Here is a 20,323-nt window from a genome sequence, read left to right as displayed (position 1 = left end):
GCGGGTCGGGCCCGCCGACGGTTTGCGCCGGCGCTACCGGGCCGCCGGCGCCGGTTCGGTGTCGCGCGCCGGTCCCGGTCGGCCGGCCGCCTGTTCCCGGCGGCGTACGCGGCCGGGGCGCAGTTGCAGGACCGCGACGGAGGACAGCACCAGCGCGCCGCCGGCGAGCTGCGCGAGCGTCAGGGCCTCGCCGAGCGCGAGCGTGGCCAGCGCGGCGGTGACCACGGGTTCGAAGGTGGACAGGATGGCCGCGGTCGACGGCCCGGTCCGCCTCAGGCCGGCGAAGAAGGCCAGCATCGCCACGACCGTGGAGACCACGGCGATGGCGGCCAGCCAGAACCATCCCCGCCACCCGAAGCTCAGGTCGACGCCGCCGGTGACCAGGGCGCGAGCGCCGAGGGTGCCGGCGGCACCGGTCATCACCAGCGCCGACAGTGCCACGGGTGCCAGCCGGTGCACGACGGAGTCGGAGACCAGGATGTAGACCGTATAGGTGACGGCGGCGGCGAAGGCCAGCAGCGCCCCGAGCGGGTGGAAGCCCGCGCCACCGGCGCCGAGCAGGACCAGCAGCGTTCCGCCCGAGGCGGCCACCAGGGCCGCGCCGCGTCCCGGGGTGAGCCGGTCCCGGCCGAGCAGGACCGCGGCCACTGTCACCATGACCGGGTACGTGTAGAGGATCAGCGCCAGCAGTGACGCGTCCATCAGCTCGAGCGCGGAGAAGAACAGGCTCGCCTGCGTGGCGTACCCGATCGCGCCCAGCCCCAGGGCGACGGCCACCACCCGCCCACGCCTCGTCGCCGGCCGCCCACCGCCGGCGTCGCCCGGCGCCGCGCGGCGCAGGCCCGGCCGGGTGAGCAGGACGAGCCAGAGCAGTGCGGCGGCCAGCCCGAAACGCACCAGCAGCAGAGACGTCGGGGGGACACCGGCGTCGTACGCGAGCTTGCCGAAGACGGCCATCGCGCCGAAACAGGCGGCTGACAGGAGACACAGTGCGGCACCCACGCGCCAAGGATCACCGGCACCGACTGCCCAGGTCCAGCGATGAATTCCGCAGGTGAATCATTAGGATTTCCGCATGATCGAGCTGGACCTGCGGCGGTTGCGCTTCCTGCGGGAGTTCGAGGAACGCGGCACGATGGCCGCTGTCGCCGCGGCTCTGGGCTACAGCCCGTCGACTGTCTCGCAGCAGCTGGCCCTGCTGGAGAAGGAGGCAGGTGTCCGGCTGCTGGGCAGGGCCGGCCGCAGCGTACGGCTCACCGAGGCCGGGCACGTGCTCGCTCGGCACGCCCGGGTGCTGCTGTCGGCGGCCGAGGCGGCGGAGGCCGACCTGGCCGCCCTCGACTGTGACGTCCGGGGGAGCGTCCGGGCGGGCGGCCTGCAGTCGGCGGCGCGCCGCCTGCTCGTGCCGGCCGTGGCCCGGATGAGAGCCGAGCACCCTCGGGTCCGGGTGGAGATCTTCGAGCTGGAACTCGAACAGTCCCTGCCGGGCCTGCGCCTGGGCACCGTCGACCTGGTCATCGGCGACGAGTACGACAGCCAGCCCCGCCCCCGCCCGGCGGGGCTCCGTTTCACGCTCCTGCTCGAGGAGCCCTTGCGTCTCGTGCTTCCCGCCGCGCACCCGCTCGCCGGGCACGGGGGACACGTCGCGGTCACCGACCTGCGGTCCGAGGTGTGGACCGCCTCCGCCGAGGGCACCGGGCACCACGCCATGGTGGTGGGGACGTGCCGTCGTCTCGGCGGCTACGAACCGGACCTGCGGCACCGTTCCAGCGACGCGGACGTCCAGCTGGAACTGGTCCGGGCCGGGGCGGCGGTCGCTCTGATGCCGGCCCTGACCCTGCCCGACGCCGACCCGGCGCTGGCGGTCCGGGGTATCGCCGAGACCGTTCTCCGGCGCCGCCTGGTCGCAGTCACCCGGGACACGCCGCCCGGGCCCGCCCTCACCGCGTTCCTGGCCGCCGTCACGGAGCGGGTCCGCGACCTCGGCCGGTAGGCGCACACCTTCAACCTATTATCCTAGGACGCCTTACGCGATGTGCGCCGGTCAACGGCGTTTGCACCGACACTCGCCGGGGACGCGACAAGGGCAAGGCGTAGCCGGACGAGGGAGGGCGACATGAGCTTCACCGACAAGGCGAAGAACAAGGCCCAGGAGATGAGCGGCATGGCCAAGGAGCGGATCGGCGACGTGACCGACAACGAGCGGTTGCGGGCCGAGGGCGCCTCCGAGCAGAGCACGGCGCGTGCCAAGCAGGCCGGGGAGCACGCCAAGCAGGCGGGCCGCGACGTCAAGGACGCCTTCAACAAGTGAGTACGCGAACGGCGGGCCACCTCATCGGAGAGGTGGCCCGCCGTCGTACGCCCTGAGGGCCGGGGGTCAGTCGTCGCGGTGCGCGAGCCACCAGGCCTGGCCGGCCTCGGGCAGCGTGTCGATCGGGTCGTAGTAGGCGTAGCGCTTGTTCAGCGCCTCCAGGTCGGCCGACTCGATCGAGGTGCGGTAGTTCTTGGTCCAGTACGAGATGCCGCGCTCACGGTCGTAGTCGGTGAGCATGTGCACCCAGCGCTTGCCGACGAACGGCACGTCGCAGACGATCCGCGGGGTGGCGTAGCCGGGCAGGTAGCCCATGATGTCGTGCTGGAGCTGCTGGGCGTGCCAGACCGGGACGCGCCAGTGCTCGGCGTTGGGGATCATGTCGCACATGTAGAAGTAGTACGGCAGGATGCCCGCCTCGCCCTGGAGCGCGAAGCAGAGGTCGAGCAGGTCGGCGCTGGTGGCGTTGACGCCGCGCATGAGCACGCCCTGGTTGCGCACGTCGCGTACGCCGACGTCGAGCGCGGTCTGTGCGGCCTTGGCGACCAGCGGCGTCAGTGACTGGGCGTGGTTGACGTGGGTGTGGATGGCCAGGTTGACGCCGCGGCGGGCGGCGGTGCGGGCCACCCGTTCGAGGCCCTCGACCACGTCGGGCTGGAGCCAGTGCTGGGGCAGGCCCATGAGCGCCTTGGTGGCGAGCCGGATGTCGCGGATCGTCTCGATCTCCAGCAGGCGCATCAGGTACGACTCGAGGTTGCGCCACGGCACGTTGGCGACGTCACCGCCGGAGACGACCACGTCGCGTACGCCCGGGTGGGCCTTGAGGTAGGTGATGTGGGCGTCGTAGCGGTCGACCGGCTTGAGGGTGAGCTTGAGCTTGTCGACGGCGGGGGTGGAGTTGCCGACGAGGTCCATGCGGGTGCAGTGGCCGCAGTACTGCGGGCAGGTGGATAGCAGCTCGGCGAGGACCTTGGTGGGGTAGCGGTGGGTGAGACCCTCGGCGACCCACATGTCGTGTTCGTGGAGGCTGTCGCGGCTGGCGTACGGGTGGGACGGCCAGTCGGTGCGCCGGTCGGAGGCGACCGGGATCATGTAGCGGCGGATCGGGTCGGCGAGCAGCGCCTCGGTGCTCATCGGTTGATGCGGCACCATGGTGTTGAGCATCTGCGGCGGCACCAGCATGGACATGGTGGCCAGCGCCTTCTGGTCGGCCTCCAGGTCGGCGTAGAAGGTCTCGTCGACGGTGTCGCCGAGGACGGCGCGCAGCTGCTTGATGTTCTTGACGCAGTTGACCCGTTGCCACTGGGCGCTCTCCCACTGGTCGCGGGTGATGTGGCGCCAGCCGGGGAAGCGGGTCCAGTCGGGTTCGACGAGGGGCGCGCGGCGGTATTCGTAGGGCTGTCCGGCGGTCGGAACGGCGACCGGCGCGGGGCGGGGCGTCGGGATGGTCTCCACCGGTTGGGTCTGGGTCACGGCCCCTCCTCGTCAGTGTGCGGGTTGATCAACGAATGCGTAGGCTACTGGAAAATCTGCGGTGAAGAAATTAGTCTGCCGGAAGTTTTCCCGCGACGCGAGCCCTGACCGGGGGTTCGGGCGGCTGGACATAGGGGGTCGGCGTGACGTCACCGGTGGGTCTGCACCGAGTCGTGGAACCGGCGGGGGTGCTTCCGCAGGCGGCCTGGCGGCTGGACCCCGACCCGCGGATCGCGGCGAACGAGGTGCGGATCCGGGTCGAGCGGCTGAACCTGGACGCGGCGAGTTTCCGGCAGCTGGCGGAGAAGCACGGCGGCGACGGGGAGAAGGTCCGCGCCGAGGTGCTGGAGATCGTGTCGGCCCGGGGGAAGATGCAGAACCCGGTGACCGGTTCCGGCGGCATGCTGATCGGCACGGTCGAGGAGGCGGGCCGCCGCTCGCCGCTGGGGCTGAAGCCGGGTGACCGGGTGGCGACGCTCGTGTCGCTGACGCTGACGCCGCTGACGATCACCGACGGGCTGGCCCGCTGGGACGGGCGCAGCGAGCAGGTGCCGTGCGACGGGTACGCGATCCTGTTCGCCCGGTCGATCGCGGCGGTGCTGCCGCCGGACCTGCACCCCGAGCTGTCGCTGGCGGTGCTGGACGTGTGCGGGGCGCCGGCGTTGACGGCGCGGGTGGTGGCCGAGCAGGTGGCGCGGCGGTCCCGTGAGGGTGATCCGCGTCCGGTGTCGGTGGCGGTGATCGGCGGGGCCGGCAAGAGCGGGTCGTTGTCGCTCGCGGCGGCGCGGCGGGCGGGCGCCGCCCGTACCGTCGGGGTGGTTCCGGTGGTCGCGGAGCGGGACGCGCTGACGGCGGCCGGGCTGGCCGACGTGGTGGCGCTGGCCGACGCGCGGGATCCGGTGGGGCTGTCGACGGCGGTGACGACGGCGCTGGGTGTGCCGGCGGACGTGACTGTGGTGTGCGTGGACGTGCCGGGGTGTGAGCACGGTGCGGTGCTGGCCACGGCGGACGGCGGTACGGTGATCTTCTTCTCGATGGCGACGAGCTTCGCGGCGGCGGCGCTGGGTGCGGAGGGCCTGGCGGCGGACGTGACGATGCTGGTGGGCAACGGGTACGTGCCTGGGCACGCGGCGCTGGCGCTGGATCTGCTGCGTGCCGAGCCGGGGGTGCGCGGTCTGTTCGAGGCTCGTCTGGCGGCAGACTGAGACCATGACGAACCCCTCGACGCTGTATCGCGGTGGAGTGCTGCACTGTCCGGCGGACCCGAGCGCGACGGCGCTGCTGGTGCGGGACGGGCGGATCGCCTGGTTGGGTACTGATGCGGAGGCGCCGCGGGCGGACCGGGTGGTGGAGCTGGGCGGTGCGCTGGTGACGCCGGCGTTCGTGGACGCGCACGTGCACGCGACCGATACCGGGTTGGCGTTGTCGGGGCTGGATCTGTCGGCGGTGCGGTCGGCGGGTGAGCTGCTGGAGGCGGTGTCGGCGTTCGCGGCGGGTCTGCCGGGTGACGCGGTGGTGCTGGGGCACGGCTGGGACGAGTCGGCCTGGGCGGATCGGGCGTTGCCTGATGCGGCGGCGCTGGGCCGGGCGGCCGGTGGGCGGCGGGTGTATCTGTCGCAGGCGTCGATCCATTCGGCGCTGGTGTCGGCGGCGTTGCTGGCGGCGTGCCCGGAGGTGGTGTCGGCGGCCGGCTACGACGCGTCGGGGTGGCTGCGGCGCGACGCGCATCACGTGGTGCGGGCGGCGGCGTTCGCGTCGGTGTCGCGGGCGCAGCGGGTGGCGGCGCAGCGGCGGGCGCTGGAACACGCGGCGTCGCTGGGTGTGGCGGCGGTGCACGAGTGCGGTGGTCCGGACATCTCCGACGAGGAGGACTTCACCGGGCTGCTGGCGATCTCGGGGGCCGGGGTGCCGGAGGTGTACGGGTACTGGGGTGAGCTGCTGGGTGCGGCGAAGGCCCGGGAGCTGGGTGCGGTGGGCGCGGGTGGTGACCTGTTCGCCGACGGGGCGCTGGGGTCGCGGACGGCGCACGTGTCGGCGGCGTACCTGGACGGTGAGGCGGGGGCGTGCGGGCACGGGTACGTGTCGGCGGAGCAGGTGCGTGATCATCTGCTGGACTGCGCGGCGCACGGGTTGCAGGGCGGGTTCCACGCGATCGGGGACGCGGCGATCGGAACGGTGCTTGAGGGGTTCGGGCTGGCGGCGCGGTCGCTGGGTGTGGACCGGTTGCGGGCGGCCCGGCACCGGGTGGAGCACGCGGAGATCATGAGCAAGGCGTTGATCGCCGGGTTCGTGGAGTACGGGATCGTGGCGTCGATGCAGCCGGCGTTCGACAGGTTGTGGGGCGGCGCGGGCCGGATGTACGAGTCGCGGCTGGGGTTGGCCCGGTCGCTGGAGTCGAATCCGATGGGTGCGATGCACGGGGTCGGTGTGGCGTTGGCGTTCGGGTCGGATTCGCCGGTGACGCCGGTCGATCCGTGGGGGTCGGTGCGGGCGGCGGCGGCGCATCACAACCCGGCGCAGCGGATGAGTGTGCGGGCGGCGTTCGCGGCGCACACGCGCGGCGGGTGGCGGGCGGTGCACCTGGACAACGAGGGTGTGCTGGCGTTGGGGGCGCCGGCGACGTTCGCGGTCTGGGACACCCCGGCGGGCGTGGAGCGGGGGCTGCCTGTGGTGCTGGCGGAGGATCCGGAGTTGCGGGGTGCGGACGATCCGACGCCGCTGCCGGTGTGCCGGGCCACCGTGTTGCGCGGTGACGTGATCTATCAGGAAGGGTCTTCGTGACAGGGAAGCTTGGGCTGGATCCGGCGCTGGTGGCGCGGGCACGGGAGTTGGCGCGCCGGGCCGGGCAGCCGGTGGTGGATCTGGCGCGCAGCCACACCACTGTGTCGGTGGAGCGGGCGGTGCTGCGGCTGGCCGGGGTGACCGGCGCGGACCCGGACGGCATTCCGTGGGTGAACCGGCTCGTGGACGCGGTGGTCGCGGACGTGGGGCTGGGGCACGGGGTGGCGGCGCCGGTGTTCGACGCGCTGGCTCGTGAGGGCATCGCGGATGTGACGTTGCTGGCGCAGAAGGCGGCGGCCGGTTCGGTGCGGTTCGCGCAGCCGTCGGGGAAGGCGGCGACTGCGGCGCGGCGGGCGTCGCGTAAGGCGGTGGCGGCGGGAATCCGCAGCATCGACCGGCGGCGGGCGGAGCGGGACCGGCTGGTGAAGCGGTTCGGGGATCCGGAGCAGCGGCCGTGGATCTACCTGATCGTGGCGACCGGTGACATCTACGAGGACATCCCGCAGGCGCAGGCGGCGGCGCGGGCCGGTGCTGACGTGATCGCGGTGATCCGGTCGACGGGGCAGTCGCTGCTGGACTACGTGCCGGAGGGGGCGACCCGGGAGGGGTTCGCGGGCACGTACGCGACGCAGGAGAACTTCCGGCTGATGCGGGCGGCGCTGGACGAGTCGTCGCGGGAGCTGGGCCGGTACGTGCGGTTGACGAACTACGCGTCGGGTCTGTGCATGCCGGAGATGGCGACGCTGGCCGGGTTGGAGCGTCTGGACATGATGCTCAACGACTCGATGTACGGGATCCTGTTCCGTGACATCAACCCGATCCGCACGTTCGTGGACCAGCGGTTCTCGCGGCAGGTGCACGCGCGGGCGGGGATCATCATCAACACCGGTGAGGACAACTACCTGACCACCGCGGACGCGGTGGACGAGGCGCACACGGTGACGGTGTCGCAGCTGCTGAACGAGTTCTTCGCGCACGAGGCGGGGCTGGCGGACTGGCAGCTGGGGCTGGGGCACGCGTTCGAGATCAACCCGGATGTGCCGGAGTCGTTCCGGTTGGAGCTGGCGCACGCGTTGCTGGCGCGGGAGTTGTTCCCGGACGCGCCGTTGAAGTGGATGCCGCCGACGAAGCACATGACCGGTGACGTGTTCCGGGGCAACCTGCTGGACGGGTTCTTCAACCTGGTGGGCACGATGACCGGGCAGGGCATCCTGCTGGTGGGGATGATGACCGAGGCGGTGGTGACGCCGTGGCTGTCGGACCGGGACATCGCGCTGCAGAACGTGCGGTACGTGCTGGGCGCGGCGGGCGGGTTGCACGAGGACTTCGTGCCGGCGCCGGGCGGGTTCATCCAGCAGCGGGCGCACCGGGTGCTCGGTGAGGCGGTGGACCTGCTGGAGCGTATCGGGGACCAGTCGTTGCTGACGGCGATCGCCGAGGGCACGTTCGGGATCATGAAGCGGCCGGCGGACCGGGGCAAGGGCCTGGACGGGGTGGCGCGGCACGAGGCGGACTACTACAACCCGGCCACGGAGATCCTGGAGCAACCCTCATGAGTGAGAAGACGGTCGTGCGGCCGTACGGGGACACCACCGGTGACGGCATGGTGCAGGTGTCGTTCACGTTGCCGGTGCCGCACGACAAGCGGGCCGAGGGCGCGGCGGTGCAGCTCGCCAACAAGATGGGCATGGACCCGGCGATGCTGGTGCACGCCAAGCCGATCGGTGACGGGTTCACGTTCTTCGTGGTGTACGGGCGGGTGAACCACCTGGTGGACCTGTCGAAGGTGCAGGTGGTGGAGCGTGACTATCCGCTGCTGTCGGCCAAGGAGGTCAACGCGGTGGTGAAGCGGCGGCTGCGCCGCAAGCTGTCGGTGGTGGGCGCCTGCATCGGCACGGACGCGCACACCGTGGGCATCGACGCGATCCTCAACGTCAAGGGCATCGCCGGCGAGAAGGGCCTGGAGTACTACCGGGAGCTGAAGGTCACGAACCTGGGCGCGCAGGTGAGCGTGCCGGAGCTGGTCGAGGCGGCCCGGCGGGAACGCGCCGACGCGGTGCTGGTGTCGCAGGTGGTGACGCAGCGTGACGCGCACCTGCACAACACGCGGGAGATGTCGGCGGCGTTCCGGGAGGCGATGCCGGCCGGGAAGCGGCCGCTGCTGATCGTCGGCGGGCCGCGGTTCGACGAGACGATGACCGGCGAGCTGGGCGTGGACCGGATCTTCGGCCGTGGCACCACCCCGGGCGAGGTCGCCAGTTACCTCGTCCACGCTTTGATCACCTCCAGGAAGGCGAACGCCTGATGAGCGATCCCCGTGTCGGTCTGACAGTCACCCACCGCCGGTACGTGCCGTACTCCCACGCCCACTACGCGGGCAACCTGGTCGACGGGGCGTACGCGCTGGGCTTGTTCGGAGACGTGGCCACCGAGGTGTGCATCCGCACCGACGGCGACGAGGGGTTGTTCGCCTCGTACTCCGACGTGCAGTTCCGGGCGCCGATGAAGGCCGGTGACGTGCTGGAGGTGACGGCGACGGTGACCCGGGTGGGCACCCGCAGCCGCACCGTCGACTTCGCCGCGACAGTGGTGTGCCGGGGCCGCCCGGACAAGGGCGAGTCGGCCGCCGAGGTGCTCGACGAGCCGATCGTGGCGGTCACCGCGACCGGCACGGTGGTCGTGCCGCCAGCACCGTGAGCGCGAGGAGCGAGCCGGTGTTGCGAGCCCCGCAGTCGCGAACGAAGGACAGCCCGGCGTGAGCGCGAGGCCGGTTGTCGTCTGCGCCGACGTCGGGTCGACGTACACGAAGGCCGCGGTGGTGGACCTCGACGGCGGCCGTCTGGTCGCGGCGGCGTCGGCGCCCACCACGGTGGGCACGGATGTGCTGCACGGCCTGGACGCCGCGGTCGGTGCGGCCACCGCGTCGGCCGGGGTCGCTGAGGTGCCCTGGTACGTGTGTTCGTCGGCGGGGGGTGGGCTGCGCCTGGCGGTGGTGGGTTACGAGCCGCTGGTGACCGCTCAGGCGGGCCGGCGGGTCGGTCTGTCGGCGGGCGCGAACGTGGTGCACGTCGCGGCCGGGCGGCTCGGTGGGGTGGACGTGGCGGCGTTGCGGGCGGCCCGCCCGGACGTGGTGCTGCTGGTGGGCGGCACCGACGGCGGCGACGCCGAGACGGTGACGCACAACGCGACGCGGCTGGCGAAGGCCCGCTTCCGGGTGCCGGTGGTCCTGGCGGGCAACGCCGACGTGCGTGCCGACCTGCACGCGCTGCTGGCGGGCGCGGGTGTGCCGGTGACGGTGGCCGACAACGTGCTGCCGCGCATCGGGGTGCTGGAGCCGGCGTCGGCGCGGGCGGCGATCCGGGAGGTGTTCCTGCGGCACGTCATCGGCGGCAAGAAGCTGTCCCGGGGTACGCGGTTCGCGCGGCTGGTCCGCGCGGCCACCCCCGACGCGGTGCTCACCGGCGTGGAGGTCCTGGCCGGGACGCTCGGCGGTGACCTGGCAGTGGTGGACGTGGGCGGCGCGACCACCGACGTGTACTCGGTGCTCACCCCCGACGAGCGGGACAGCGGCCCGAGTCAGGAGGTCGCCGGGACGCTGTGGCGGGCCCGTACCGTCGAGGGTGACCTGGGCATGCGGTGGAGCGCGCCGGGTGTGGTGCGCGCCGCGGTGGAGGAGCGGCTGCTCGACGCGGCCGAGGAGGCGGAGCTGACGGTCGCGGCGGCGGTACGGGCCGCCGACCCGGGGTTCCTGCCCGCCGGTGACGGCGAGCGGGCCGTGGACCGGCGTATCGCCTCGTTGGCGGCGACTGTGGCGTTGCGGCGGCACGCGCGGGGTGCGGCGACGGGGGAGCGGGCCGGGCGGGACCTGCGGGAGGTGAAGCTGCTCGTCGGCTCCGGTGGGGTGCTGCGGCACGCCGAGCCGGGCGACGCGGCGGCGGTGCTCGACGCGGTGCTGACCGACCACGCCGGGGGGTGGGCGTTGCCGCGGGCGGCCCGGCCGGTCGTCGACGTGGACTACGTGCTGGCCGCCGCCGGGCTGCTCGCCGAGGAGCATCCGGGTGCGGCGGCGGCGATGCTGCGGCACCATCTCGGCGCCTGAATCAGCCTCAGGAATCGAGACGCGCCGACGCGACACGCCGTGTCGCAACACACGACAGGCCCGGGTGGGTTGACAGCGGCGGGGGTCTACGCCGTACCGTCTTTGAGTCCTACCACGGGAAGCGGCTGTTGTTCGCTTCGTCCCTTCGTCCGCTGGCCGAGCGACCGGAAGGTTGCGGCGGCCAGGTCCAGCGGGCGGGGGTCGGCGGGGCGGCGCGAACCGGCCGCGGTTACCGGTGTACGGGCAGGGTGAGAGGCACGGCCAGTAGACAACGGCCAGGCGGGGGCAGCCAGTCCACGTCGGGTCGGTCCGAAGGTCGGCGCCGATCGTCTTCGCCCCACCGGCCGGGAAGGGCCTGGGAGCATCGGGGCGCGGCTTAGGCCGCGCCCCGATTTCATCCCCCCGATACCCCCGTCAGCGGCCGGCCCTCGTCAGCGGCCCAGCCGCCGATAGCGGCGCACCGCCGCCGGGGCGGCCACCGCGATGAGCGCCAGCGGCCAGGCGACCGCCAGTTCCAGCGCGTGCCGGGCCGGCCACGAGTCGCCGCCCAGGCCCGGGTTGCCGAACAGGTCCCGGGCCGCCGCCACTGTGGCCGACAGCGGATTCCAGGCGGCGATCGCGCCCAGCCAGTCCGGCATCAGCTCCGGCGCCACGAACACGTTGGACAGCGCGGTCAGCGGGAACGCCAGCGGGAACACCACCACCGCGACCGTGTCCGGGTTCGGCACGAGCAGCCCGAACAGGATGCCCACCCAGGTCATCGCGACGCGCAGCAGCAGGATCAGCGCCACCGCGGCCAGCGCCGGGCCGACGCCCTCGCGCCACTGCCAGCCCACCAGCAGCCCGCACACCACCAGCGTGGTCATCTCCAGGCACGCGCGTACCAGGTCGGCGCTCGCGCGGCCGGACAGCAGCGCCGAGCGGGCCATCGGCAGCGACCGGAACCGGTCCACCACGCCCCGGCCGGCGTCCACAGCGATGGCCGACGCGGTCGCGCCGAGGCCGTAGAGCATCGTCATGACGAACACGCCCGGCAGCAGGAACTCCCGGTAGCTGCCGTCGCCCGGCACGGACATGCCGCTGCCGAACACGTAGCCGAACACCAGCACGAACATGATCGGCAGGCTGAAGTAGAGGATGATCTCCTCCGGGGCACGAACCACGTGCCGCATGTTCCGCCCGGCCATCAGCCACCCGTCGGCAAGCGCCCTCACGACGCCACCCCCACCCGCTGCGCGTCGGCGTGACCGCCGGTGAGCCGTAGGAACGCCTCGTCCAGCGTCGGGCGGCGGACCAGGACGTCGTCCACCGCGATCCCGGTGTCGTCGAGGGCCCGCAGCACGGCGGTGAGCACGGCGATCCGGTCGGCCACCGGCGCGTCGACGCGCCGCAGCTCGGCGTCCACAGTCGCGGTCGCGCCGGTGGCGCGTTCCACCACCGCCGCCGCGGCGGGCAGGTCCGCCGCGTCGCGGACCACCAGTTCCAGCCGGTCGGCGCCGATGCGGGCCTTCAGCTGCTCCGGGGTGCCCTCGGCCACGACCCGGCCGGCGTCGATGACGCACACCCGGTCGGCGAGGTGGTCGGCCTCCTGAAGATATTGGGTGGTCAGAAGCACAGTGGTGCCGTCGGCGACCAGTTCCCGCACCGCCGTCCACAGGCCGTTGCGGCTGCGCGGGTCCAGGCCGGTGGTCGGCTCGTCGAGGAACAGCACCCGCGGCGGCACCACCAGGCTGGCCGCCAGGTCCAGGCGGCGGCGCATCCCACCGGAGTAGCCGCCCGCCGACCGGTCCGCGGCCTCGGTCAGACCGAACCGGTCCAGCAGCTCCTCGGCGCGGCGGCGGGCCCGGCGCGCGGACAGCCGCCGCAGCCGCCCGAACAGCACCAGGTTCTGCCGTCCGCTGAGCACCTCGTCGACCGCCGCGTACTGGCCGGTCAGGCTGATCGCGGCACGCACCCGGTCCGGGTCGGTGGCGACGTCGTACCCGGCCACCCTGGCCCGGCCGGCGTCGAAACGCAGCAGCGTGGTGAGGATCCGCACCGCTGTGGTCTTGCCCGCCCCGTTCGGGCCGAGCACCCCGTACACGGTGCCGGCCGGAACGGCCAGGTCGAAGCCGTCCAGGGCGGTGGTGCGTCCGTACGTTTTTCGTATCCCGTCGGCCAGTACGGCCGTCGCGTCGTCGGTCATGGGAGTCAGCGTCACCGGCGGCGCTGACCGGGCGCGTACCGCGCGCGCACCGGGCGGCGCCGCGCCGGTCAGCGCCCGTCGACCAGCGCCAGCGCCCGCTGCCGGGGCAGGTCCGCGCCCCGGGCGTACGCGGTGGCGAACGCCGCCTCACCCAGGTGTTCCCGCAGCGTGACGGCGGTGGGTGTGCGGGCCGGGGCGTCTGCCGCGCCGGTGCCTGCGAGCAGCGCCGCCGCGCCCAGCAGCCGGGCCGCCGACTCGTGGTCGCCGTCGCGCAGCAGCGGCCCGGCCAGCCCGTCCGCGGCGGCGGCCACCACCGGCACGTCCCACACGCCGACGCCGGCGGTGAGGACCTGCCGGTAGTGGGCGCGGGCCGCAGCCGGGTCGCCGGTGGCGTCGGCGAGTTGCCCGAGCGTCACCAGCGCCGCGAGCCGCACCACATCGGCGCCGAACCAGCCCGACGGGCATTCCGCGACCGCCCGTTCGCACAGCGTCCGCGCCCGCTGCGGGTCGCCGTCGCGGCGGGCGATCTCGCCGAGCCCCAGGTACGCGGCGGCGACCAGCTCCGGCGCGCCGGCCGGCCCGGCGATGCGCCGCACCCGCCGGAAGTCCTCGGCCGCGCCGGTCAGGTCACCGGCTGCCAGCCGCCCGTCGGCGCGGGTCCGCAGCAGTTCCGCCAGGTCCAGCGTGGAGCCGAGCTGCTCGGCCAGCTCCAGGGCCTCCGCCATCGGCGCGGCCGCCGACGCGACGTCACCGGTGCGGTAGGCGGCCTCGGCGTGGGTGGACAGCGTCACGATCATGCCCCAGCGGTCGTCGAGGGCCCGGAAGCCGGCCAGCGCACCGTCGAGGTCGGCGCGGGCTTGGGCGTGACGGCCGTGCAGGAGACTGACCATCGCGGTGCCCAGCAGGCCCAGTGCCCGGCTCCACGGGTCGGTGCCGAGCAGCCGGTCCCGGACGGCCTGCTCGTGCAGCGCTGCCGCGTCCTGCGGCGACGGGGGACCGCTGGCCATGCCGGACAGGTACAGCAGGAACGGATGCCGGGGCGGCCGGGCCAGGGTCCACAGGATCCGCGACGCGGCGTCGACCTCGCTGCGCTCGCCGCCACCGGCGAGCGCAGCGATCAGCAGGCCCAGCGCGTACTCCTCGGCCACGCCGTCGGGCGGGCCGTCGAGCCGGTCGACCAGTCGCCGGGCCAGCGCGGCGCCCTCCCCGCGCAGGCCCCGCAGCCACCAGTAGAACGCCAGAGCCGCGACCAGCCGCAACCCGGTGGTGGTTTCGGCGTGCCGCAGCGCCGCGTGCAGGTCGTCGCGGGCGGCGTCGAGGCGGCGCAGCCACCGTTCCTGGCCGCCGCCGCGCAGGGCCACGTCGCCGGCCTGTGCCAGGTCCAGAAAGTACGCGGCGTGCGCGTCGCGCACCCGCCCGGTCTCGCCGTGCTCGGCCAGCCGGGCCGCCGCGAACTCGCGGATCGTCTCCAGCATCCGGTAGCGCCCGCCGGTGGCCTCCACCAGCGACTTGTCCACCAGGCCGGTGAGCACGTCGAGGACGTCACCGGCGTCCGGCGCGCACACCGCCTGCACCGCGGCCAGGTCGGCGGCGCCGGCGAACACGCTCATCCGGGCGGCCAGCCGCCGCTCCGGCTCGTCGAGCAGGTCCCAGCTCCACCCGACGACCGCCTCCAGCGTGCGGTGGCGGGGCGCCGCGGTGCGGTCACCGCGGCGCAGCAGCCGGAACCGGTCGTCCAGCCGGGCCGCGACCTGCGTCACCGGCAGGGCCCGCAGCCGCGCCGCGGCCAGCTCCAGGGCCAGCGGCAGCCCGTCGAGGGTACGGCAGATCCGCAGCACCGCCGGGGTGGTGGCGTCGTCGAGGGTGAACCCGGGCGACACGTCGGCGGCCCGGTCGGTGAACAGCCGCACCGCCGGGTACGCGGCGGCCGCCGGCGGTGCGGCCGGCCCGTCCGGGGCGGGCAGCCCGCCGACCGGGCACAATGCCTCGCCGGTGAGGCCCAGCGGTTCCCGGCTGGTGGCGAGCACCCGCAGCCCGGGCGCGGCGGCGAGCAGCCGGCCGGTCAGCCGGGCCGCGTCGTCGATCACGTGCTCGCAGTTGTCCAGCACCAGCAGCAGCCGCCGGTCGGCCAGCGCCGCCACCAGCCGGCCGGTCAGGTCGGCGGGGCCGCCGGGGGTGCGCAGGCCGGCGTCGCGCAGGTCCAGCGCGGCCAGCACCGCGGGCGCGACCGGCGCGCCGGGTGCCACAGCGGCCAGCTCCACCAGGCACACCGGCCCGTCGTGGCCGGACGCGACGGTGGTGGCCAGCCGGGTCTTGCCGGCGCCGCCCGGGCCGTGCAGGGTGACCAGCCGCGCCGCGCCCAGCAGCTCGTGGACCCGCCGCAGTTCCGGTTCCCGGCCGACGAAACTGGTGAGCGGGCTGGGCAGCCGGGCGGGCGGTGCGGCGTCGTCGCGTAGCAGCGCCGTGTGCAGTGCGACCAGCTCCGCCGACGGGTCGGTGCCCAGTTCCTCGGCGAGCACCCGGCGGGCGTCGGCGTAGACGGCGAGCGCCTCGGCGCGGCGGCCGGCGCCGTGCAGGGCCCGCATCAGCTGCCCGTGCAGCCGTTCCCGCAGCGGATGCGCCGCCACCAGGTCCCGCAGCTCGGCGATCAGCGGCGCCCCGGCCAGCGCCAGCGCCAGCTCCGCCTCGACGCGGTCCTCGACCGCGGCCAGGCGTGCCTGGCGCAACCGGGCGGCCTCGGCGTCGGCGAACGGCGCGTCCGTCACGTCCGCGAGGGGTTCGCCGCGCCACAGGCCGAGCGCGTCGCGCAGCAGCGCCGCTGCGCCGGCCGGGTCACCGGCGGCGAGTGCGGCCCGCCCGGCCGCGGCCAGCCCGGTGAACCGGTGCACGTCCACCCGCTGCGGATCCACCGCCAGCCGGTAGCCGGCCGGGCCGAACTCGATGTGCGCGCCGGGCAGCAGCCGCCGCAGCCGCGACACCTGCGACTGCAGCGCGTTCGTGGCCTGCTCGGGCGGCCGGTCGCCGTACACGCCGTCGACGAGGCGCTGCGGCGCAACGGTGCGGTCGGCGTCGAGGAGAAGCAGCACCAGCAGCGCGCGCAGCCGCCCGCCGGCGACGGGCAGTACGCTGCCGTCGGCCGCGTACGCCTGGGTCGCGCCCAGCACACCGAACCGCATGCGCCCGATTGTCGCCTGTCGCCGGTGGCGCCCACACTCCCCACCCGCCGGTCACAGGTGGTGCCGCCGCCATTCGGACTGCTCCTGCTCGGCGGCGACCTGCTCGTCCAACGCGGTCCGGCGCACCCGGCTGCGCCACGGGTCACTCGACCGCAGGCCCAGCAGGACCACCGAGACGCTGGCCACCGCCAGGATCGCCAGCGCGGCCACCGCAGGCAGCCGGCCGGCCCACGGCAGTCCCACAGCCATCGCGACCACCACGGCGGTGGGTACCGCCGAGATCCGGTGCGTCGCGCGCACCCCCAGCGCCAGCAGCCCCGACACGTAGATGACCAACCCGGCGAACAGCACCCGGTTGTCCAGAGCGGCGGCGTGTTCCCGCCAGGGATCACCGCGCGGGTGGGAGATGACGGCGAGGTAACGCTTGAGGCCGAGGGCGAACAGGATGATCCCGGTGATCAGCGGCAGGTGCAGGTAGGCGTAGGCGTCGCGGGCGAGCGCCGCCCGTGCGCGGACGTCGCGGGTGCGGTGCAGCCGCTGCTCCAGCGCGGGCGCCAGGCTGTCGAAGTACAGCCACCACAGCGCCGCGATGATGGTGACGCCGAGCACCGACGCCACGATCACCGGCCACGTGGCCGGCAGGCCGGCGCTCAGCTTCGGCCCCAGCCCGAGCGAAATGATCGACTCGCCGAGCGCGATGAGCAGGATCAGGGCGTACCGCTCCGCCCAGTGGGCGGCGGACACGACTGTCAGCCCGGCGCTGGGGGCGAGGCCCCCCGAGGTGTACTCGATGCAGAGCGCGGCCAGCCACAACGCCAGCGGCAGCCACGTCGCCCAGGTCTGCCGGGGCGACTCGGGCAGGGCCGCGGTGTCGGCAGGATGCGACCTCGTCCCCGCTCAGCGCTCATGCTGCCGAGCATGGCAGCGGGCTCCGCCCGCCGGGGCGCTGTTGTCCGATCGGCGGCGCAGGGGCGCGGGCCGACGACCGGTACGGGCGGGTAGCCTTCGGCCCGTGATCGTGGGGAGAAGCCGGTGACGACGCTGGACCGGGAACAGCCGCGTGCCACCGACGGGGCACCCGGTGACGGCGGCGCGCGTCCCCTGCCGCTGACGCTCGCCGTGCCGGCCGCCGTGCTGGCCGGGGTGGCGCTGCTGCTGGCGTTCCCGCCGTACGGGTGGTGGCCGCTCGCGCCGGTCGGTGTGGCGTTGCTGGCCGCCGCGGTGCACCGGCGGCGGCTGCGCGCCGGCGCGGGGCTGGGCTTCCTGACCGGGGTGGCGTTGTTCGCGCCGCTGCTGGAGTGGACGAACCTGCACACCGGCTACCTGCCGTGGGCGCTGCTGTCGCTGTTGCAGGCCGCCTATCTGGCGCTGCTGGGCGCCGCCACCGCCTGGGTGTCGCCGCTCGCCGACCGGCACCGGGCGGCGTGGCCGCTGCTCACCGGTGTGCTGTGGGTGGGGCAGGAGGCGCTGCGTGACCGCACCCCGTTCGGCGGGTTCCCGTGGGGGCGGCTGGCGTTCAGCCAGGACACGTCGCCGCTGCTGAAGCTCGCGGCGCTCGGCGGCGCCCCGCTGGTCACGTTCGCCGTCGCGGTCGCCGGTGGGCTGCTGGTCACCGCCGCGTGGCGGGACTGGCGGCGTGCGCCCGGGCAGTGGCGGCCCGTCGCCGGGCTCACCGCCGCGCTGGTGGCGCTGCTCGCCGCCGGTACGGCCGTGCCGACCGGGGTACGCGGCGCGGGCGACACCGTGACAGTCGCGATCGTGCAGGGCAACGTGCCGCGCCTCGGGCTGGACTTCAACGCGCAGCGGCAGGCGGTGCTGAACAACCACGTCGACGCGACGCTGGAGCTGGCGCGTCGGGTCGCCGAGGGCGGGCAGGACCGTCCGGACGTGGTGGTGTGGCCGGAGAACTCCAGCGACATCGACCCGCTGCGCAACCCGGGCGCGGGGGAGCGGATCTCCCAGGCGGCCGACGCGATCGGCGCGCCGATCCTGGTCGGTGCGGTGCTGGTCGGGCCCGGCCGGGGTGAGGTGCGCAACGCGGGGCTGCTGTGGCGGCCGGGCACCGGCCCGGATCTGGACCAGGTGTACACGAAACGGCATCCGGTGCCGTTCGCCGAGTACGTGCCGCTGCGCTCCGTCGCCCGCAAGGTCAGCTCCCAGGTCGACCGGGTCCGGTCCGATTTCGTAGCCGGTGACCGTCCCGGCGTGCTGAACACCGGCCCGGCGGTCCTCGGCGACGTGATCTGCTTCGAGGTCGCCTACGACGGCATCGTCCGGGACACCGTCATCGGCGGCGCGCAGCTGCTGGTGGTGCAGACGAACAACGCCACGTTCGACGTGGCCGAGGCCCGCCAGCAGCTGGCCATGGTGCGGCTGCGGGCCGTGGAGCACGGCCGGGCCGCGTTGATGGCCTCCACGGTCGGTGTGTCCGGGTTCGTTTCCCCGGACGGGCGGGTAGACGGTGCGACCGGGTTCAACACCGCCGCGGTGGTGGTGCGGCAGATGGAACTCGGTAACGGGCGTACCCCGGCGACCACTGCCGGGGTGTGGCCGGAGGTGGCGCTGACGGCGCTGGCGGTCGCGGCCCTGGCCGGTGCGGCCGTGCTGCGCCGCCGCCGGGAGGTCGCTCCCGGCTGAGCCGACGAGAGGCGGTGCGACGGTGGGCGTGGCAGCCGACAGGCGGACGGTCGGCCATCCCGGGGTGGGGCGGGTCCTGGTGGTCATCCCCACCTACAACGAGGCCGACAACGTCGGGCGCATCGTCGCCCGGGTACGCGAGGCGGCGCCGGCGGTGGACGTCCTCGTCGCCGACGACAACAGCCCCGACGGCACCGGCGCGATCGCCGACACGATCGCCGACGGCGACCCGGGGGTGCACGTGCTGCACCGGGCCGGCAAGGAAGGACTCGGCGCGGCCTACCTGGCCGGGTTCGCCTGGGCGCGCACACGCGGCTACGACGCGGTGGTGGAGATGGACGCCGACGGCTCGCACGCCCCGGAGGACCTGCCGGCGCTGCTGCACGCCGCCCGCGACGCCGACGTGGTGATCGGTTCCCGGTGGACGCGCGGCGCGCGGGTGCTGAACTGGCCGTGGCGGCGGCTGCTGCTGTCCCGGGTGGGCAACCTGTACGCGCGGCTGGCGCTGGGCATGCCGGTCAGCGACGCCACCGGCGGCTACCGGGTGTACCGGGCCAGCGCGCTGGACGCGATCGACCTGGGTTCGGTGCGTTCCCAGGGGTACGCGTTCCAGGTGGAGCTGTCGCGGCTGGCGCACCGCGCCGGGGTGCGGATCGTGGAGGTGCCGATCACATTCGCCGAGCGGGAACACGGCGACAGCAAGATGAGCCCGCTGATCGTGGCGGAGGCGCTGTGGCGGGTCACCCGCTGGGGGGTGCGGGACCGCCTGGCGACCGCGTCCGCCCGCCCGGATGCGCTCGCGCGCTGGCCTTGAGCGAGGGCGTGTCATGCTTGAGGGGCGTGATGACCCCGGGCTGATGAGGTGAGATGCGCCGAGGACTGAAGTACGTACCACCGGCCCTGCTGCTGCTCGCGCTGCTGGAGCTGACCGTTTTCGTGCTGGTCGGCCGGGCCGTCGGGTTCGGCGTGGCGGTGCTGCTGGTGTTCGGGGCGTCCCTGCTGGGTCTGGTGCTGCTGCGCCGCGAGGGCATGCGGGCGTGGCGCGGCTTCCGCGCGGCGGCGCAGGCCGGCCGGCCGCCGGGCCCGGAGGTGACCGATGGGCTTGTCGGTCTGCTGGGCGCGCTGCTGCTGGCGCTTCCGGGCCTGGTCAGTGGCGTGGTGGGCCTGCTGTTGCTGGTGCCGCCGTTGCGCCGGCTGGCCGGTGGCGGGGTGCGCCGGGCCACCGAGCGCCGGGTGTCGTCGATGGTCGCCGGTGACCTGTTCGGGCCGCGCCGGGTGCGCGTGTACCGGGGTGCGCCGCAGCCGACCCCGGAGCCCGCGCCGGCCCCGTCGCCTGGTCCCGCGCCGTCGCCGCAGCCGGTCACCGACCCGGGCAAGGCCATCGAGGGCGAGATCGTCGACCGCTGACGCGCCCCGCTGCGCCGTCAGTTTGATCGACTCCACTTCGCCGAGGTGGTGCCATCAGACCGCGCCCGACCCCGCCGCCTCCCCGGGCTGGCGGCCCGTTCACCGGCCCGGCACCCGGATCGGCCCACGCGCGGCGGATCAGCCACCCACAACCAACCCGCCCTCCCATGATCGGCACAAGTTCGGGGAGGTGGCGCCATCAAGGCACGCTCGATACCGCCACCTCCCCGAAGTGGCGGGGCCGTGCCTGCCCG

General features: G+C 74.3%; 17 protein-coding genes. 11 read left to right on the top strand and 6 right to left on the bottom strand.

The window, feature by feature from the left end; translation table 11 throughout:
- Nucleotides 1-33: 33 nt before the first annotated feature.
- The gene (locus FB454_RS26715) at nt 34-1,002 is read right to left on the bottom strand and encodes a DMT family transporter (RefSeq protein WP_486485464.1); all 969 of its coding nucleotides are present in this window, start codon (nt 1,000-1,002) and stop codon (nt 34-36) included.
- Between the two features lie 73 nt (nt 1,003-1,075).
- On the opposite strand from FB454_RS26715, the gene FB454_RS26710 reads away from it, so the two are divergent.
- Both FB454_RS26710 and FB454_RS26705 read left to right on the top strand, forming a co-directional pair.
- Nucleotides 1,076-1,993 carry a LysR family transcriptional regulator gene (locus FB454_RS26710; RefSeq protein ID WP_145823728.1) on the top strand — a complete coding sequence of 306 codons (918 nt, stop codon included), beginning with the start codon at nt 1,076-1,078 and terminating at the stop codon, nt 1,991-1,993.
- Nucleotides 1,994-2,116: 123 nt separating this feature from the next.
- The gene (locus tag FB454_RS26705; protein ID WP_013286274.1) at nt 2,117-2,311 is read left to right on the top strand and encodes a CsbD family protein; all 195 of its coding nucleotides are present in this window, start codon (nt 2,117-2,119) and stop codon (nt 2,309-2,311) included.
- Nucleotides 2,312-2,377: 66 nt separating this feature from the next.
- Here FB454_RS26705 and FB454_RS26700 read toward each other — a convergent pair whose 3' ends face one another.
- A complete protein-coding gene (locus FB454_RS26700) occupies nt 2,378-3,784 on the bottom strand; it encodes a KamA family radical SAM protein (protein WP_013286275.1) in 1,407 nt (468 codons plus the stop codon).
- A 143-nt stretch (nt 3,785-3,927) separates the two neighbouring features.
- On the opposite strand from FB454_RS26700, the gene kdd reads away from it, so the two are divergent.
- Genes kdd through FB454_RS26670 form a run of 6 tightly spaced genes read left to right on the top strand, consistent with a single transcriptional unit; the run spans nt 3,928 to nt 10,664 of the window.
- Nucleotides 3,928-4,989 carry an L-erythro-3,5-diaminohexanoate dehydrogenase gene (gene kdd / locus FB454_RS26695; RefSeq protein ID WP_036311047.1) on the top strand — a complete coding sequence of 354 codons (1,062 nt, stop codon included), beginning with the start codon at nt 3,928-3,930 and terminating at the stop codon, nt 4,987-4,989.
- A 4-nt stretch (nt 4,990-4,993) separates the two neighbouring features.
- Complete coding sequence (locus tag FB454_RS26690; protein WP_123110120.1) at nt 4,994-6,565, top strand: amidohydrolase; 1,572 nt, start codon at nt 4,994-4,996, stop codon at nt 6,563-6,565.
- On the top strand, nt 6,562-8,121 hold the full coding sequence (gene kamD, locus FB454_RS26685) for a lysine 5,6-aminomutase subunit alpha (RefSeq protein ID WP_145823727.1): 1,560 nt from the start codon (nt 6,562-6,564) through the stop codon (nt 8,119-8,121). Before FB454_RS26690 ends, kamD begins: the two co-directional genes overlap by 4 nt.
- A complete protein-coding gene (kamE, locus tag FB454_RS26680; protein WP_013476833.1) occupies nt 8,118-8,870 on the top strand; it encodes a lysine 5,6-aminomutase subunit beta in 753 nt (250 codons plus the stop codon). The genes kamD and kamE overlap by 4 nt, the downstream gene beginning before the upstream one ends.
- Nucleotides 8,870-9,262, top strand: coding sequence for a 3-aminobutyryl-CoA ammonia lyase (gene kal, locus FB454_RS26675; RefSeq protein ID WP_013286280.1), 393 nt, complete (start codon nt 8,870-8,872; stop codon nt 9,260-9,262). The genes kamE and kal overlap by 1 nt, the downstream gene beginning before the upstream one ends.
- Before the next feature lie 58 nt (nt 9,263-9,320).
- On the top strand, nt 9,321-10,664 hold the full coding sequence (locus FB454_RS26670) for a glutamate mutase L (protein ID WP_013286281.1): 1,344 nt from the start codon (nt 9,321-9,323) through the stop codon (nt 10,662-10,664).
- A gap of 431 nt (nt 10,665-11,095) precedes the next feature.
- Here FB454_RS26670 and FB454_RS26665 read toward each other — a convergent pair whose 3' ends face one another.
- The 4 genes from FB454_RS26665 to FB454_RS26650 form a co-directional block, all read right to left on the bottom strand.
- Complete coding sequence (locus tag FB454_RS26665; RefSeq protein WP_013286282.1) at nt 11,096-11,878, bottom strand: ABC transporter permease; 783 nt, start codon at nt 11,876-11,878, stop codon at nt 11,096-11,098.
- Nucleotides 11,875-12,849 (bottom strand): ATP-binding cassette domain-containing protein, encoded by a 975-nt coding sequence (locus FB454_RS26660; RefSeq protein ID WP_145823726.1) that lies wholly within the window; start codon nt 12,847-12,849, stop codon nt 11,875-11,877. The genes FB454_RS26665 and FB454_RS26660 overlap by 4 nt, the downstream gene beginning before the upstream one ends.
- A 68-nt stretch (nt 12,850-12,917) precedes the next feature.
- Complete coding sequence (locus FB454_RS26655; RefSeq protein ID WP_145823725.1) at nt 12,918-16,025, bottom strand: BTAD domain-containing putative transcriptional regulator; 3,108 nt, start codon at nt 16,023-16,025, stop codon at nt 12,918-12,920.
- A gap of 51 nt (nt 16,026-16,076) precedes the next feature.
- Complete coding sequence (locus FB454_RS26650) at nt 16,077-16,838, bottom strand: low temperature requirement protein A (protein WP_486485463.1); 762 nt, start codon at nt 16,836-16,838, stop codon at nt 16,077-16,079.
- A 228-nt stretch (nt 16,839-17,066) separates the two neighbouring features.
- Here FB454_RS26650 and lnt point away from each other — a divergent pair, with 228 nt between their 5' ends.
- The 3 genes from lnt to FB454_RS26635 are packed head-to-tail and all read left to right on the top strand — an operon-like array spanning nt 17,067 to nt 20,069.
- On the top strand, nt 17,067-18,662 hold the full coding sequence (gene lnt / locus FB454_RS26645) for an apolipoprotein N-acyltransferase (RefSeq protein WP_486485468.1): 1,596 nt from the start codon (nt 17,067-17,069) through the stop codon (nt 18,660-18,662).
- 22 nt (nt 18,663-18,684) lie between these two features.
- Entirely contained in the window at nt 18,685-19,476 is a 792-nt protein-coding gene (locus FB454_RS26640; protein WP_145823723.1) for a polyprenol monophosphomannose synthase, read from the top strand.
- A gap of 53 nt (nt 19,477-19,529) precedes the next feature.
- Nucleotides 19,530-20,069 (top strand): FxsA family protein, encoded by a 540-nt coding sequence (locus FB454_RS26635; protein ID WP_013286288.1) that lies wholly within the window; start codon nt 19,530-19,532, stop codon nt 20,067-20,069.
- The last annotated feature ends 254 nt before the right edge of the window (nt 20,070-20,323 follow it).

The sequence above is a fragment of the Micromonospora sp. CNZ297 genome, from assembly GCF_007827625.1.
The sequence above is the reverse complement of the archived record's forward strand: the minus strand, read 5'-3'. Positions and strand labels throughout refer to the sequence as shown.

What these genes read in the sequence shown, in the direction of transcription:
- kamE (WP_013476833.1), top strand. Translation starts at nt 8,118, where the DNA reads ATGAGTGAGAAGACGGTCGTGCGGCCGTACGGGGACACCACCGGTGAC.
- FB454_RS26660 (WP_145823726.1), bottom strand. Translation starts at nt 12,849, where the DNA reads ATGACCGACGACGCGACGGCCGTACTGGCCGACGGGATACGAAAAACG.
- FB454_RS26655 (WP_145823725.1), bottom strand. Translation starts at nt 16,025, where the DNA reads ATGCGGTTCGGTGTGCTGGGCGCGACCCAGGCGTACGCGGCCGACGGC.
- FB454_RS26710 (WP_145823728.1), top strand. Translation starts at nt 1,076, where the DNA reads ATGATCGAGCTGGACCTGCGGCGGTTGCGCTTCCTGCGGGAGTTCGAG.
- FB454_RS26635 (WP_013286288.1), top strand. Translation starts at nt 19,530, where the DNA reads ATGCGCCGAGGACTGAAGTACGTACCACCGGCCCTGCTGCTGCTCGCG.
- FB454_RS26705 (WP_013286274.1), top strand. Translation starts at nt 2,117, where the DNA reads ATGAGCTTCACCGACAAGGCGAAGAACAAGGCCCAGGAGATGAGCGGC.
- FB454_RS26690 (WP_123110120.1), top strand. Translation starts at nt 4,994, where the DNA reads ATGACGAACCCCTCGACGCTGTATCGCGGTGGAGTGCTGCACTGTCCG.
- kal (WP_013286280.1), top strand. Translation starts at nt 8,870, where the DNA reads ATGAGCGATCCCCGTGTCGGTCTGACAGTCACCCACCGCCGGTACGTG.